Raw genomic sequence first — 13,628 nt, 5'->3', positions numbered from 1 at the left:
ACATTGGCCAACGAACTGCTGGACACCCGGGTGCAGTACAACGATCGGCCAGCCTACCCCGCGCCGTACGCCGACAGGGTCACGGGGAACGGTCCGGCAGACGCCCGGAGAGCAGGAATACCACCGTCCGCTTCTCCTCGCGCCAGGCGCGTGTGTCGAGCTCCACGGACTGCAGGAGGGCGCATTCGACGACGTATCCGTGCTCGGTCAGATCCCTGCCGATGAGCTCGGCGGCGTCGCGTGTCGCGGCGTGCGTCACGATGCGCTCGGGGCGCCGGTCGGCGACCGCGGAGACCACCGCGACTCCCCCGCCGCCGACCCGCACGACATCGGGTTCGGGCAGGTCTTCGAGGATGTGCGGGGCGACGCCGTGCACGGTCTGCGCCTGGACGCCGAAGCGGCGCACCGCGGCCGTGGTGCGGCCCAGGGCGTCGGGGTCGCGGTCGACGGCGATCACGGCGGCGCCGAACCTGGCCGCCTCCGCGGTGAAGGCGCCGCTGCCGCAGCCGATGTCCCAGACCAGGTCGCCCACGCGCGGTCCGAGGCGGGCGAGTTGGGCGGAGCGCAGGCGGTCGGTCTCGCCCTCGCCGAGCCAGACGTCACCGCCGTACTCCGCGGCGGGCAGCGCCCAGCCGCGCGGCGCGGTGGCCGGCTCGCGGCCGGTGATCCAGCCGGTGTGCGGGGAGGCCGCGGCGCCGGGGCCCGAGCCGCCGATGACGATGACGACGTTCGGGTCGCGCCAGGCGTGGTCGGCGGCCTTGTCGGAGGTGACCACGGAGACCTGCTCCCGGTCGGTGCCGAGCTCCTCGCAGATCACGAAGGTGCGGTGGACGCCCTGGAGCAGCAGGCCGAGCTCGGCGGGGCCCGCGCCCGGTGAGGTGAGGACGGCGACCTTGGGGTGGGCGCGGCAGACGTTCACCGCGCGGCGCAGGGTGCGCCGGTGGGCGACCACCACCTCCGCGTCGTCCCAGGGCATCCCGGCGCGGGCGAAGGCCTGGGCGACGGAGGAGACCGCGGGCACCACTTCGACCTCAAGCCCGAATTCGGGAGCGCGCAGGGTGCGTACGACGCCGAAGAAGCCGGGGTCGCCGTCGGCGAGGACGACGGCGGTGCCGCGGTGGGCGGCGATGCGGCGGGCGGCGAGGGAGACGCTGCCGAGGCGGATCCGTTCGGCGCGGGCGGGGATCTCGTCCAGCGCCAGGTGGTGGGCGGCGCCCGCCACGAGCGTGGCCGCGCCGAGCGCGGAGCGTGCGGCGGCGGTCAGTGGCGTGCCGTCCCAGCCGATCACCGTGACCCGGTCGGCCATCGTCGTCTGTCTCCTGAGGTCTCGCGGGTCGTCCGTGCGGGGCGGCGGTGGCAGGGGGCGGCCGCGCACGCGACCAGGGGCGAGCGTACCCGCCGGCGCCCCGTGATGCCCCGGGGCGGTGGGTCGGCCGGTCCCGGTGGGTCCGGCTCAGTTCCAGTCGGAGTAGGCGGAGAAGCCGCTGTCGGCGAGGCTCTCCGAGACGCCTTCGATGTCCTCGGGGAGCAGGCTCCACACGATGAGGTCGGTGCGGACGTCGAGCCAGCCGCCGAACGGGTCGCCACCGTTTCTCGTACGCGCTATCCAGGCGCCGCGCAGGACGCCCTCGCTGATGCAGCCGATCTTCTGCGCGACCTGCTGGGCGGCGGTGTTGTCGGCGGCGGTGCGCAGCTCTATGCGTTCGAACTGCTGGTCGTGGAAGAGCCATTGGGCGGTGGCGAGCGCGGCCTCGGAGGCATAGCCCTCGCCGCGGGCCCAGGGGGCGACGACGTAGCTCAGCTCGGTGGAGCGCACCCGCCAGTCGGTGTCCCGGAGTTGGATGATGCCGACAAGGCGCTGGGTGAGGAACTCGGTGACGGCGAGGACGATGCCGTGGCCCCCGGTGCGCTCGGCGGGGGCGAGGCGGGTGATCCAGGTGCGGGCGTCGGCCTCGGTGTAGGGCTCGGGCACGGAGGTCCAGGCCGTGACGAGCTCGTCGTTCATCATCTCCGCGTACGCGGGGACGTCCGCCTCTTCGAGGGGGCGCAGCACCAGCCGCTCCGTGCTGATGGAGATGTCGGGGAACCCCGACGAGCCTGTGGACCCCGCGGAGGCTCTAGTCATGCGCCGCTCCATAACCTTCATAGACCTGAAGGGCCTTCACCTTCAGGCCTTCTGAAGTGACCAGCATGCAACATGTCCGGCCGCGGACGCACCACGGGGTCCACTCCCGCACCAGGAGTGGACCCCGTCGATGTGCCGTCGGCGTACCGCGCGCGGGCGCCCGGTCAGCCCGCTTGGACGGGCAGCACGGACCCCTTGTACTTGTCCTCGATGAACTTCTTCACCTCGGGCGAAGTCAGCAGTTTCGCCAGCTTCTTGATCCGCGGATCGTCCTCGTCGCCCTTCTTGGCGGCGAGGATGTTGTTGTAGGGATTGCCCTTCGCGGACTCCAGGAGGATCGCGTCCTTCTTGGGGCTGAGTCCGGCGTCGAGCGCGTAGTTGTTGTTGATGACCGCCGCGTCGAGGTCGTCGAGCGAGCGCGGCAGCTGCGCCGGTTCGAGCGGCTTGATGGTGAGCTTCTTCGGGTTGGACGTGATGTCCTCGGGCGTGGCGGTGCCGCCGACGCCCTTCTTGAGCCCGATGACGCCCTTGGCTGCGAGCAGTTGGAGCGCCCGGCCCTCGTTGGTGGTGTCGTTGGGAACGGCCACGGTCGCGCCGGTACCGAGGTCGGCGACGTCCTTGACCTTCTTCGCGTACACGCCCATCGGGGGCAGGTACACCTCGGTGACCGGCACCAGGTCCGTCTTCTTGGACTCGTTGAAGTCCTTCAGGTACGGGGTGTGCTGGTAGAGGTTGGCGTCCAGGGAGCCTTCCTGGAGCGCGGTGTTCGGCGTGACGTAGTCCGTGAACTCCGTGATCTGGAGGTCGAGGCCCGCCTTCTTCGCGAGGTTCTGCTGGACGTACGCGAGGACCTCACCGGCCGGGGTCGGGGTGGCGCCGACGACGAGCTTGTCGCCGGAGCCTCCCGATCCGCTGCCGGAGTCCCCGCCGCAGGCGGTCAGGCCGAGTGCGAGGGCCAGGGTCCCCGCGGCCGCGCCGATGACGGACGTACGCATGATCAGAACGCGGCGACGACGGCGCCGTCGTACTTGTCGTCGATGAACTTCTTGACCTCGGGCGAGGTGAGGAGCTTGGCGAGCTTCTTCACGCGCGGGTCGTTCTCGTCGCCCTTCTTCACGGCGAGGAAGTTGCCGTAGGGGTTGCCCTTGGCCTTCTCGGCGACGAGGGCGTCCTTGGCGGGGCTGAGCGCGGGCTTGGCCTCCAGCGCGTAGTTGCCGTTGATCACCGCGGCGTCGACGTCACCCAGGCTGCGCGGCAGCGTGGGGGCCTCGAGCTCCTTGAACGTGAGGTTCTTGGGGTTCTTGGCGATGTCCTTGGGGGTGGCCTCGTAGCCGACGCCCTTCTTGAGCTCGATGATGCCGTTGTCGGCGAGGAGCTTGAGGGCGCGGGCCTCGTTGGTGGTGTCGTTCGGGACGGCGACGGTGTCGCCGTCCTTCAGGTCGCCGAGCTTCTTGAGGCTCTTGGAGTAGACGCCGAGCGGCTCCAGGTGAACCGTGGCCCCGGGGACGGGCACGATGTCCGTGCCGTTCTTCTTGTTGAAGTCGTCCAGGTACGGCTTGTGCTGGAAGTAGTTCGCGAAGACCTCGCCCTGCTGAACGGCGGTGTTCGGCGTGACGTAGTCGGTGAACTCCTTGACCTCGAGGTCGAGGCCGGCCTTCTTGGCGAGGTTCTTCTGGACGAAGTCCAGGATCTCGCCCTGCGGCGTCGGGGTGGCGGCGACGATGAGCTTGCCGTCCTTGTCGCCCGCGGAGCTCTTCTCCGAGCCACAGGCGGAGAGCCCGAGGGTGAGGGCTCCGGTGGCCAGGACGGCGGTGGTGATCTTGGCGGTGTTACGCACGAAAAGTGCCTTTCTCCATGGGTGGTGCAGCCCCGCGGAGGTGCGCGGGGAAATCTGCGGGCGGGGCCCGGGTGCGGGTCCCGGTCAGCCGGTCTTGCTGGTCGTCTCGGCGGCGACGGTGCCGGGCAGCACGCCGCGCAGCGGCCGGAAGAGGAGCAGCGGACCCGAGCCGCCGCCGCGCTTGTGCAGCCTGCGGGCGGTGTAGTCGCCCGCGAACTGGATGATCGAGATGACCACGGCGAGGATCGCCACGGTGATCCACATCAGTTCGGTCTCGAAGCGCTGGTAGCCGTAGCGCAGCGCCAGGTCGCCGAGGCCGCCGCCGCCGACCGTGCCCGCCATCGCGGAGTAGCCGATGAGGGCGACGATCGTGGTGGTGGCGCCGGAGATCAGCGAGGGCAGCGACTCGGGGACGAGCACCTTGCGTACGACGGTCCAGGTGGAGCCGCCCATGGACTGCACGGCCTCGACGAGTCCGCCGTCGACCTCACGCACGGAGGTCTCCACCAGGCGCGCGAAGAAGGGGATGGCGCCGATGGCGAGCGGCACGAGGGCGGCCTCTCGGCCGATCGTGGTGCCGACGATCCAGCGCGTGAAGCCCATCAGGGCGACCATCAGGATGATGAAGGGCATGGAGCGGGCGATGTTCACGATCTGCCCGAGCACCTTGTTGAGCAGGGTGTTCTGGAGCAGTCCGCCGCGCTCGGTGAGGATGAGCAGGATGCCGATGGGCAGTCCGGCGACGATGGCTATGAGCGTCGCCCAGCCCACCATGTAGAGGGTGTCCCAACACGCCTGCTCCAGCAGGGGCCGCATCTCGGTCCAGGTCACTTGGCACCTTCCTTCACCAGCAGCGTGGCGTCCTTCGGCGTGGCCGGGGCGTCCTCGCCCGCGATGTCGACCTGGAGGCCCTGCTCGCGCAGGAACCCGATCGGTACGACGTTCTCCTCGAAGCGTCCTGGCAGTTCGATGCGCATGCGGCCGACCTGCTTGCCCGCGACGGTGTCCATCGCGGCGCCGAGGATCGAGATGTCGATGTTGTACGTGCGCGACAGCTGGGAGATGACCGGCTGGGTCGCGGCCTCGCCGTGGAAGGTCACGTCGACGACGGTGCGGTCGTCGCCGGTGGCGTCGCCGCTGACCGGAAAGAGCGCGGCGGCCAGCTCGGAGCCGGGCGTCGCGAGCAGCTCGCTGACGGTGCCGGACTCGATGATCTGCCCGCGCTCCATGAGGGCGGCCGAGTCGCAGACGCTCTTGACGACGTCCATCTCGTGCGTGATGAGCAGGACGGTCAGGCCGAGCTGCTGGTTGAGGTCGCGAAGCAGCTGGAGGATGGAGCGGGTGGTCTCGGGGTCCAGGGCGCTGGTGGCCTCGTCGGAGAGCAGCACCTTGGGGTCGCCTGCCAGGGCGCGGGCGATGCCGACGCGCTGCTTCTGGCCGCCGGAGAGCTGGCTCGGGTAGCTCCCCGCCTTGTCGGCGAGGCCGACAAGGTCGAGCAGTTCGAGCGCCTTGCGGGAGCGCGCCTGGCCGGAGAGGCCGAGGATCTCCAGGGGCAGCTCGACGTTGTCCTGCACGGTGCGCGAGGACAGCAGGTTGAAGTGCTGGAAGACCATGCCGATGCGGCTGCGGGCCTGCCGCAGTTCCCTGCCCGCGCGGGGGCCGCGTCCGGCCAGGGCCGTGAGGTCCTGGCCCGCGACGGTCACGGTGCCGGAGGTGGGGCGCTCCAGGAGGTTGACGCAGCGGATCAGGGAGGACTTGCCGGCGCCGGACTGGCCGATGACGCCGTACACCTCGCCCTCGCGGACGTGCAGGTCGACTCCGTCGAGTGCGGTTACTTCACGACCGCGTGAGCGGTAGACCTTGGTGAGGCCGGAAGTGGTGATCACAGGGGTTTCCGTCACTGTCGAGTGCGCGGCGGGATGGAGCCGGGCACGGGGCATTCGTTCGGAACGCGGCACGGTTCTCGCGGTGGTGGTGCGGGGGAACCGGAGGACGTGTGCGCGGGGCGGGCTCGCTTCCTACGTCGACTGTTCGACTGCGACTTCGTCGAGTACGTCGGTCAGGAGCGCGGCACAGCGGCTTCGCTTCGGGGCGCGAGGCTCGGAGGTGGTGCGGGGGCCCTCAGAAGGCGCACATTCGACACATACAACGAGCACCGGGCGTCATCATCGCCTCGGTCGCAAGGGTGCGGCTGCTCGTCGTGGTCATGGGCCAAGTAAAACACGCGTGAGGTGGCTGTCCACCACCGTTGTCCGTATAGCGGACAACGGTGGGACGGCCACCGGCGTACGGAGCCGTCGGCTCACTCGGCGCAGGTGATCTCCACGCCACCCGCCGTGGCCTGCGCGGACACGGCGGACAGGTCCTTGACCACGACGTCGGCGACGAGCTCGTCGGCGGTGTGGGTTGTGGTCAACGCCACGGTCGTCATGCCCGCGGCCCGGCCGGCCTGGAGACCCGCCGGAGCGTCCTCGAAGACCACGCAGCGGGCCGGGTCGGCGCCGAGTTTCGCGGCCGCGAGCAGGAAGGGCTCGGGGTCGGGCTTGCCGCGCGTGATGTCGTCGGCGGCGATGACGAGCCCCGGCCGCACGCCGACCTCGGCGAGCCGCGCCTCGGCGAGCACCCGGGTCGCGGAGGTGACCACGGCCCAGCGGTCCATCGGCAGGGACTCCAGGAGCTCACGGGTGCCGGGCAGCAGGACGACCCCGCCCGCCACGTCCGAGACCTCCAGCTCCTCGATGCGGGCGACGGCCCCCGCGACCTTCTCCGGGGGCAGCAGGTCGGCGGCGATCTCGGCGGCGGGGCGGCCGTGCAGCTCGACCCGGCCGAAGTCCTCCGCGGTGATCCCGTACTCCTGCGCCCAGCGCGTCCAGCAGCGGTACACCGACTCCATGGAGGAGATGAGGGTGCCGTCGTTGTCGAACAGGAGCGCGTCAGCCTGGATCTTCATGGTCCCCGACCCTACGCCGCAGGTCCGGGGCGTGCGCACCGGGCCGAGGGTCACGCGCGCCGGGGGCCGTGAGGGCCGCGCGCACCGGGCCGTAGGACCCGTAATAAAGTCACGGACATGCTTGACGCCCTGACGATCGCGGTCTCCGTGACCGCGCTCGCCCTCGCCGCCTGGTGCGGTTTCGCCGCCTACCGCGATCAGCCGACCAAGGACTGGCACTTCATCGGCATGGGCGTGGTGACCTTCCTCGCCCTGGTCCAGCTGATCGTCGGCATCGTCCAGCTCGCGCGCGGCGAGGAGGCCGAGCAGGGCACGACGATCTTCGTGGCGTATCTCCTCGGTTCCTTCGCGTGCGTGCCCGCCGCGGGCTTCATGTCGCTCGCGGAGCGCAGCCGTTGGGGCTCCTTGACGGTCGCCGCGGGCGGCGTGGTCCTCGCCGTGCTCGAAGTGCGGCTCTACGACATCTGGGGAGGCTGAGGTGACGGTGACCGACTCCGACGAGAACACCGGCGCGGGCGCGGACGCGGCTCCCGCCCGGCGGAAGCTGATCTCGGGTCCTGGCATCCTGCTGGTGTGGCTGTACGGCGTGATGGTCGTCGGCGCGGTGTCGCGCTCGGCCGTGCAGATCTCGACAGACTTCCACAAGGCCCCCCTCGCGTACGCGCTGTCCGCGGTCGCGGGGGTCGTCTACGGGTTCATCACGTACTCGCTCGTACGCGGTGGCGACACGGCCCGCAAGGCGGCGCTGGTGTGCTGCGCCGCCGAGCTGGTGGGAGTACTCGCCGTGGGCGCCTGGACGTTGGCCGAACCCTCCGCGTTCCCGGACGCCACGGTGTGGTCGGACTTCGGGATGGGCTATCTCTTCATCCCGGTCATCCTGCCGGTCACCGCGATCTTCTGGCTCCGCAAGGCGCGGAGGGCTTCCGCCGGTTGAGCCGTTCGCTGCGGGCCGGTGAGGGCTCGCCGCGCGGTTCCCCGCGCCCCTGACGGGCCTCCTACGCGCTCGTCACGTAGGCGCTCGCCGTCGCGTCCTTGGACAGCGTCACCTGCGTGAGCCGCTCGTTCACGCGCTCCGTGCCCACCGGCGCGTACCCGTGCTTGCGGTAGAGCTGGAGGTTCTGTTCGCTGCGGTGGCCCGTGAAGAGCTGGAAGCACTTCGCGACGCCGCCCGCCCCGAGCCGGGACTCGACCGCGTCCAGGAGCCGCCCGCCCAGACCGTGCCGCTGCATCCGGGGGTGGACGATGAGTTTGCCGATCCGCGCCGTGCCGTCGGTGTCGACCGTGCCGCGTACGGAGGCCACCACCTCGTCGCCGAGGCGGGCCACCAGGACGGTGCCCGTGGTCAGTTCGGCCTTGATCGAGTCCAGGCCCTGGGTCAACGGCTCGATCGAGTAGTCGCCGTAGAGCTCGGCCTCGCTCTGGTAGCAGAGGTACTGCAGTTTGAGGATCTGTTCGGCGTCCGCTTCGGTCGCCGCCGAGATGGTCACGCTCATGCCCATGTGTGCATGCCTCCCGCTCACCTGCTCCACCGGTTGTCTATCGCTCCTTTCCCCAGGGTTCAGGAGCTACAACCTCCGCCGCCAGCATTCTGCGCAGGCATCCCAGGCATCGGGAACGTTCCGGCCCCAGACTGCCCTGTGACATTCCCAACTCCCCTGCGATCTCCCGGTAGGTGAGGTCCTCGGGGGACAGCAGCGCGGCCATGATGCGGGGGCAGCGTCCGGGCAGCCTGCGCACCGCTGCGTGCAGGGTGCGGTGCCGGTCGGCGGTCAGGGCGCGCTGTTCGGGGCCGCGTTCGCCGTCGTCGGCCGGTTCGGCGGGTCCGGTCGCGTACGCCACTTCCCGCTGGGCCGTGCGCCGGTTGCGGCGGGCCTCGGCCTGGACGGCGCCGCGCACCCACAGCGCGGGGTCGGCGGGCGGCCCTTCGGACTCCAGGCGCTCCAACAGGAGCAGCCAGACGTCCTGTTCGAGGTCGCCGGGGTCGGTGCCGGAGCCGAGCGCCTCCGCGGACGCCTCGGCGGCCAGCAGCGGGCGCAGGGTGGGGATGAGCGTGGGGGCCAGGTCGTAGGTCATGCAGGGCGGGACGCGGCCGCTCCGGCGCGAGGTTTCCGGAGCGGCCGTCTCTCACCCCAACCGGGCTCGGACGGTCAGCCGTTGACGAAGTCCTCGCGGGCCAGGAGCGCGGTGTCGCAGTTGTCGGAGAAGAGCCCGTCGATGCCCGTCTCGAAGTAGGCCTTGAAGGCGCCGAAGGCGTCTCCGTAGGCGTTCGGGTCGGTGCCCTTCCTGAAGTTGGTCGGCAGGAAGGTGTTCTCGTTGCGCATCGTGTACGGGTGCAGGATCAGGCGCGCCGCGTGGGCGTCCTTGACCAGCGTGGACGGCGTGCCGAGGCTGCCGTCCGCCTTCTTGGGGATGACCAGGTCCAGGGTCGGGCCGATGCCCTGCGCGAAGCCGGCCATCCACTTCAGGCCCTCGGGCTTGATGAGGTCGGCGACGGTGCGCGGGTCGCCCGCCTCGACGAAGTCCCAGGGGCGGGAGTTGGCGGTGGACAGGAGCACCACCCGCGGCGCCGCGACCAGCTTGGCCAGGCGCTGGATGCTGCTGGGCTCGAAGGACTGCAGGAAGTTCGGCGAGTTCTTCTTGTGCCGGCCGTAGCGGCGCATCAGCTTGGCGAGCGGCTCTTCGAGGCCGAGGCCGAGCCCCCGGAAGTACGTGGGGTGCTTGGTCTCGATGTGCAGCCAGACCTGCTTGCCGCGCTTGCGGCCCTGCTTCTCGGCCCACCGGAAGACCTCTTCGAGGGTGGGCACGTCCCAGCGGCCGTCGTAGAGGGTGTTGTGCTGGCGGTTGCCGGGGATGCGCTCCTTGGCGCGCAGCGTCTTCAGTTCGGCGAGCGTGAAGTCCTCGGTGAACCAGCCGGTGAGCGAGACGCCGTCCACCGACTTGGTGGTCTTGCGGGACGCGAACTCGGGGTGCGCCGAGACGTCCGTCGTCGCGGTGATGTCGTTCTCGTGACGGCATACGAGATGGCCGTCCTTGGTGGGTACGACGTCCTGCTCGATGACGTGGGCGCCCATGTCGAGGGCGAGCTGGTACGAGCCGAGCGTGTGCTCGGGCCGGTAGCCGCTGGTCCCCCGGTGCGCGACGATCGTGGGCACCGGCAGGTCCCGGTAGCCGCCGTGTCCGCCCTGTCCTCCGTGTCCGTGCCGCTCGTCGGCTCTCGCCACGCCGGGCAGCCCTGCCACGGCCGTGCCCGCACCGAGGACCGCGGCCCCCAGTACCGCGCGCCGCCCCGGGCTCGTCCCCGGCTGCTGCTGACCCGACTCCTGCGTCGCCATTGGCGCTCCTCCCGATGTACTGCCGCCTTGCACCTGACAAAGCGGGACCGATCGTAGGTGGCCGCGAGTGACGTGTGGGAGACCCTGGACGGAACGACGGGATGACGGCACATGGCGAGTGGGCGCACCATGGAGGAAGCGGCCCGTGTCGCGGGGCCGCTCCGTGGAGAGAACCCTGCGCGTGACAAGGACCACTACTTCGGGCCACACCGTTCCCACGGGGATACCGTCGTCACAGAGGCGACGCCCCTGGGCAATACCGTGCAAACTCAGGTCAACACTGCGTATCGAGTACATGAACCCGATGTGCAATCAGAGGGGGCCCGCGAGTATCGTCCTCACCTGCATTTACTCGTCGTCGACCCGTTGACACCGGAGGGCCCGTTGTCCCGTCTAGCGCTCATCAAGGCAGTGCTCGGACCGATCTTGCGCCTGATGTTCCGCCCACGGGTAGAAGGCGCCGGGAACATTCCGGGGACGGGTCCGGTGATCCTGGCCGGAAACCACCTGACGTTCATCGACTCGATGATCCTGCCGCTGGTGACCAACCGTCCGGTGTTCTTCATCGGCAAGGACGAGTACGTCACGGGCAAGGGCCTCAAGGGCCGCCTCATGGCGTGGTTCTTCACCGGCGTCGGCATGATCCCGGTGGACCGCGACGGCGGGCGCGGCGGTGTCGCCGCGCTGATGACGGGTCGGCGCGTTCTCGACGACGGCAAGGTCTTCGGCATCTACCCGGAGGGCACCCGCTCCCCCGACGGACGGCTGTACCGGGGCCGTACGGGCATCGCGCGGCTGACGCTCATGACGGGTGCGCCCGTGGTCCCCTTCGCGATGATCGGCACGGACAAGCTCCAGCCCGGCGGCAAGGGGCTGCCGCGGCCCGGCAAGGTGACGGTCCGCTTCGGCGAGGCGATGGAGTTCTCCCGCTACGACGGGATGGATCGCGACCGGTACGTGCTGCGGGCCGTGACGGACTCCGTGATGACGGAGGTCATGCGGCTGTCCGGTCAGGAGTACGTGGACATGTACGCGACCAAGGCGAAGGCCGCGTAGGCCGTCTTTTCGGTGCGCCCGCCCCGGTGCTGAGGACCAACTCCTCGGCGCGGGGACGGGCGTTCCTCGTTTGTGCGCTCCGCGCGGGAGAACGGTTCATCGGCTGCGGGTCGTTCGTGGCTGGCCGCGCAGTTCCCCGCGCCCCTTACGGGGCTCACCCGCAGGCGATGATCCGGCCCCGCGAAGCGCTCAGTGCTCGATGCCGTCCTCCAGCTTCTGGCCCTTCAAGAGGAACCACGCGGCGACGGCCGTGGCGAACAGGACCGCCGAGCCGACGCCCGCCGCGACCTGGAAGCCGTCCGTGAACGCGTCCCGTGCGGCGGCGAGCATGGCGTCCGCCTGGCCCTGCGGCAGCGACCCCGCCGCCTCCACCGCGCCGCCGAGCGAGTCGTGCGCCGCGGCGGCCGCGTCCGCGGGGACGCCCTCCGGGGTGGTGAAGCCCCGGTAGATGCCGGTGACCACCGTGCCGAGCAGGGCGATGCCGAGCGCCGCGCCCAGTTCGTACGCCGTCTCCGAGACCGCGGACGCCGCGCCCGCCTGCTCCTTGGGGACGCTGGAGAGGATCACGTCGGCGGTGACGGTGAAGGCGAGGCCCGCGCCGAGGCCGCCGAGGAACAGGGCGCAGCCCAGGGCCACCACCCCGGTGTCCGCGCCGATCGCCATGCACGCGGCGAGCGCGAGGCCGACCGCGGCGAGGCCGCCGGAGACCGCGCTGCGCACCGATGCCTTGCGGGCCACGATGCCTGCCGTGAGGCCCGCGCCCACCGCGCCGACGGCGGCGGGCAGTTCGATCAGGCCGGCCTCCAAGGGCGAGCGGACCTGGACCAGTTGCAGGAACTGGGAGAGGAAGAAGACGAGTCCGGACAGGCCGAGGATGGTCAGCAGGTCGGCGAGGACCGCGCCGGAGAAGCCCTTGTGGTGGAAGAGCCGCATGTCCAGGAGCGGCGACTTCAGCGTCAACTGGCGTCGTACGAACCAGAACAGCGCCCCGATGCCGAGGACGGCGGCGGCCAGGATGTCCCAGCGGAAGCCGTGCACCGCCGCTTCCTTCACGGCGTAGACGACCGCGACCATGCCGACGAGCGAGAGGCCGACGCTGACCAGGTCCCAGGGGCCCGGGTTGGGGTCGCGGGACTCGGGCAGCAGCTTGATGCCGACGAGGACGAGCACCGCCATCACGGGCAGGTTGATCAGGAAGACCGAGCCCCACCAGAAGTGTTCGAGCAGGAAGCCGCCGACGACCGGGCCCACCGCCGCGCCGGCGGAGGCCGCGGCACCCCAGATGCCGACGGCGACGCTGCGCTCCTTGGGGTCGTGGAAGATGTTGCGGATCAGGGCGAGCGTGGACGGCATCAGCGTCGCGCCCGCGACGCCGAGCAGCGCCCGCGCCAGGATCATCATCTCCGGGCTCGTCGCGTACGCGTTCAGGACCGAGACGGCGCCGAACGCGACGGCGCCGGTGAGCAGCAGCTTCTTCCGTCCGATGCGGTCGCCGAGGCTGCCCATCGAGACCAGCAGGCCCGCGATGACGAAGGAGTAGACGTCGCCGATCCAGAGCAGCTGGGTGCCGGAGGGCTTCAGGTCCTCGCTGAGGAAGGGCGTCGCGAGACCGAGCACGGTCGCGTCCACGGCGACCAGGAGCACGGCGAGGACGAGCACGGCGAGGGCGAGCCAGCGCCCCGGGTTCCGCTCGACGTCGGCCGCTGCGGTCCGCTGTTGGGTGCTGGTCATGCTTCCACTCTCCGCTGTGCGCCGCCGATCAGCAGCTCGGCGATCATGTACGAGAAGTCCTTGGCGGCCACGCGGCCGTCCATCACGGCCCAGGCGCCCGAGCCGATGAGCCCGTAGAGCGCCTCGGTGAGCCATGCGGGGGTCAGGTCGATGCGGAACTCGCCGCTCTCCTGGCCGCGCCGGAAGAGCGCGCCGACGTGTGCGTCGAGCCGGGCCCAGCCCTCGTTCTGGGCGTCACCCTCGAACAGCTGGTTCTCCGTCACGAGGAAAGCGAGGAGGCCCGCGGCGGGCTCGATCTCGCGCACCAGGCGGCGCAGGGCTTCCTCGGCGCTGTCCTCGGTGAGCCTGGCCCGTTCGAGAGCGGCCTCGCACTCCTGGAGTCCGAGCTCTTCGAGGGCCAGGACGAGGGCGTCACGGCCCGCGAAGTGGCGGTGCAGGGTGGCCCTGCTGATGCCCGCGGCACGGGCCACCTCGTCCATGGTGGAGGTGGATTTTCGGGTGAGCAGGGCCGCTGCGCTGCGCAGGACCTGTTCGCGATCGACTGACATGAGACAACTCTAAGCCATGTGAGACATGAACGTCTCATGGAATACGGTC

General features: G+C 70.5%; 15 protein-coding genes. 3 read left to right on the top strand and 12 right to left on the bottom strand.

Annotated features, from left to right (window positions below):
* Positions 1-79 precede the first annotated feature (79 nt).
* From cbiE to ACIO9J_RS32050, 7 genes are all read right to left on the bottom strand, one after another.
* Positions 80-1,306: a precorrin-6y C5,15-methyltransferase (decarboxylating) subunit CbiE gene (cbiE, locus tag ACIO9J_RS32080; RefSeq protein ID WP_402007336.1), complete on the bottom strand. Its 1,227-nt coding sequence runs from the start codon at positions 1,304-1,306 to the stop codon at positions 80-82.
* A 147-nt stretch (positions 1,307-1,453) separates the two neighbouring features.
* Positions 1,454-2,125, bottom strand: coding sequence for a GNAT family N-acetyltransferase (locus ACIO9J_RS32075; protein WP_402007334.1), 672 nt, complete (start codon positions 2,123-2,125; stop codon positions 1,454-1,456).
* 164 nt (positions 2,126-2,289) lie between these two features.
* Positions 2,290-3,120: a MetQ/NlpA family ABC transporter substrate-binding protein gene (locus ACIO9J_RS32070; RefSeq protein WP_402007332.1), complete on the bottom strand. Its 831-nt coding sequence runs from the start codon at positions 3,118-3,120 to the stop codon at positions 2,290-2,292.
* Between the two features lie 2 nt (positions 3,121-3,122).
* Positions 3,123-3,962 (bottom strand): MetQ/NlpA family ABC transporter substrate-binding protein, encoded by an 840-nt coding sequence (locus tag ACIO9J_RS32065; protein ID WP_402007330.1) that lies wholly within the window; start codon positions 3,960-3,962, stop codon positions 3,123-3,125.
* 84 nt (positions 3,963-4,046) lie between these two features.
* A complete protein-coding gene (locus ACIO9J_RS32060) occupies positions 4,047-4,793 on the bottom strand; it encodes a methionine ABC transporter permease (protein ID WP_402007328.1) in 747 nt (248 codons plus the stop codon).
* Entirely contained in the window at positions 4,790-5,848 is a 1,059-nt protein-coding gene (locus ACIO9J_RS32055) for a methionine ABC transporter ATP-binding protein (RefSeq protein WP_402007326.1), read from the bottom strand. Before ACIO9J_RS32055 ends, ACIO9J_RS32060 begins: the two co-directional genes overlap by 4 nt.
* A gap of 416 nt (positions 5,849-6,264) precedes the next feature.
* On the bottom strand, positions 6,265-6,912 hold the full coding sequence (locus ACIO9J_RS32050; RefSeq protein WP_402007324.1) for an HAD-IA family hydrolase: 648 nt from the start codon (positions 6,910-6,912) through the stop codon (positions 6,265-6,267).
* A gap of 117 nt (positions 6,913-7,029) precedes the next feature.
* Between ACIO9J_RS32050 and ACIO9J_RS32045 the strand changes: the two genes are divergently transcribed.
* Positions 7,030-7,389 (top strand): hypothetical protein, encoded by a 360-nt coding sequence (locus tag ACIO9J_RS32045; RefSeq protein WP_402007322.1) that lies wholly within the window; start codon positions 7,030-7,032, stop codon positions 7,387-7,389.
* Position 7,390: 1 nt separating this feature from the next.
* A complete protein-coding gene (locus ACIO9J_RS32040; RefSeq protein ID WP_402007320.1) occupies positions 7,391-7,846 on the top strand; it encodes a hypothetical protein in 456 nt (151 codons plus the stop codon).
* A gap of 61 nt (positions 7,847-7,907) precedes the next feature.
* On the opposite strand, the gene ACIO9J_RS32035 is transcribed toward ACIO9J_RS32040, so the two are convergent.
* From ACIO9J_RS32035 to ACIO9J_RS32025, 3 genes are all read right to left on the bottom strand, one after another.
* The gene (locus ACIO9J_RS32035; RefSeq protein ID WP_402007318.1) at positions 7,908-8,411 is read right to left on the bottom strand and encodes a GNAT family N-acetyltransferase; all 504 of its coding nucleotides are present in this window, start codon (positions 8,409-8,411) and stop codon (positions 7,908-7,910) included.
* Between the two features lie 37 nt (positions 8,412-8,448).
* Entirely contained in the window at positions 8,449-8,985 is a 537-nt protein-coding gene (locus ACIO9J_RS32030; protein ID WP_402007316.1) for an RNA polymerase sigma factor, read from the bottom strand.
* Between the two features lie 74 nt (positions 8,986-9,059).
* On the bottom strand, positions 9,060-10,244 hold the full coding sequence (locus ACIO9J_RS32025; protein WP_402007314.1) for a glycerophosphodiester phosphodiesterase: 1,185 nt from the start codon (positions 10,242-10,244) through the stop codon (positions 9,060-9,062).
* A gap of 366 nt (positions 10,245-10,610) precedes the next feature.
* Here ACIO9J_RS32025 and ACIO9J_RS32020 point away from each other — a divergent pair, with 366 nt between their 5' ends.
* Positions 10,611-11,300, top strand: coding sequence for a lysophospholipid acyltransferase family protein (locus ACIO9J_RS32020; RefSeq protein WP_402007312.1), 690 nt, complete (start codon positions 10,611-10,613; stop codon positions 11,298-11,300).
* Between the two features lie 189 nt (positions 11,301-11,489).
* Here ACIO9J_RS32020 and ACIO9J_RS32015 read toward each other — a convergent pair whose 3' ends face one another.
* Positions 11,490-13,031 carry an MFS transporter gene (locus ACIO9J_RS32015; protein ID WP_402007310.1) on the bottom strand — a complete coding sequence of 514 codons (1,542 nt, stop codon included), beginning with the start codon at positions 13,029-13,031 and terminating at the stop codon, positions 11,490-11,492.
* A complete protein-coding gene (locus ACIO9J_RS32010) occupies positions 13,028-13,579 on the bottom strand; it encodes a TetR/AcrR family transcriptional regulator (protein WP_402007308.1) in 552 nt (183 codons plus the stop codon). Before ACIO9J_RS32010 ends, ACIO9J_RS32015 begins: the two co-directional genes overlap by 4 nt.
* Between the last annotated feature and the right edge of the window lie 49 nt (positions 13,580-13,628).

Source organism: Streptomyces sp. NPDC087300 (assembly GCF_044744425.1).
In the GTDB taxonomy this organism is placed as follows: domain Bacteria; phylum Actinomycetota; class Actinomycetes; order Streptomycetales; family Streptomycetaceae; genus Streptomyces.
This window is presented reverse-complemented; position numbering and strand designations above follow the sequence as displayed.

Bases quoted from the DNA above. Each gene is read 5' to 3' on its own strand.
- ACIO9J_RS32010 (WP_402007308.1), bottom strand. From the start codon at position 13,579: ATGTCAGTCGATCGCGAACAGGTCCTGCGCAGCGCAGCGGCCCTGCTC.
- ACIO9J_RS32050 (WP_402007324.1), bottom strand. From the start codon at position 6,912: ATGAAGATCCAGGCTGACGCGCTCCTGTTCGACAACGACGGCACCCTC.
- ACIO9J_RS32075 (WP_402007334.1), bottom strand. From the start codon at position 2,125: ATGACTAGAGCCTCCGCGGGGTCCACAGGCTCGTCGGGGTTCCCCGAC.
- ACIO9J_RS32045 (WP_402007322.1), top strand. From the start codon at position 7,030: ATGCTTGACGCCCTGACGATCGCGGTCTCCGTGACCGCGCTCGCCCTC.
- cbiE (WP_402007336.1), bottom strand. From the start codon at position 1,306: ATGGCCGACCGGGTCACGGTGATCGGCTGGGACGGCACGCCACTGACC.
- ACIO9J_RS32035 (WP_402007318.1), bottom strand. From the start codon at position 8,411: ATGGGCATGAGCGTGACCATCTCGGCGGCGACCGAAGCGGACGCCGAA.
- ACIO9J_RS32025 (WP_402007314.1), bottom strand. From the start codon at position 10,244: ATGGCGACGCAGGAGTCGGGTCAGCAGCAGCCGGGGACGAGCCCGGGG.
- ACIO9J_RS32070 (WP_402007332.1), bottom strand. From the start codon at position 3,120: ATGCGTACGTCCGTCATCGGCGCGGCCGCGGGGACCCTGGCCCTCGCA.
- ACIO9J_RS32030 (WP_402007316.1), bottom strand. From the start codon at position 8,985: ATGACCTACGACCTGGCCCCCACGCTCATCCCCACCCTGCGCCCGCTG.
- ACIO9J_RS32015 (WP_402007310.1), bottom strand. From the start codon at position 13,031: ATGACCAGCACCCAACAGCGGACCGCAGCGGCCGACGTCGAGCGGAAC.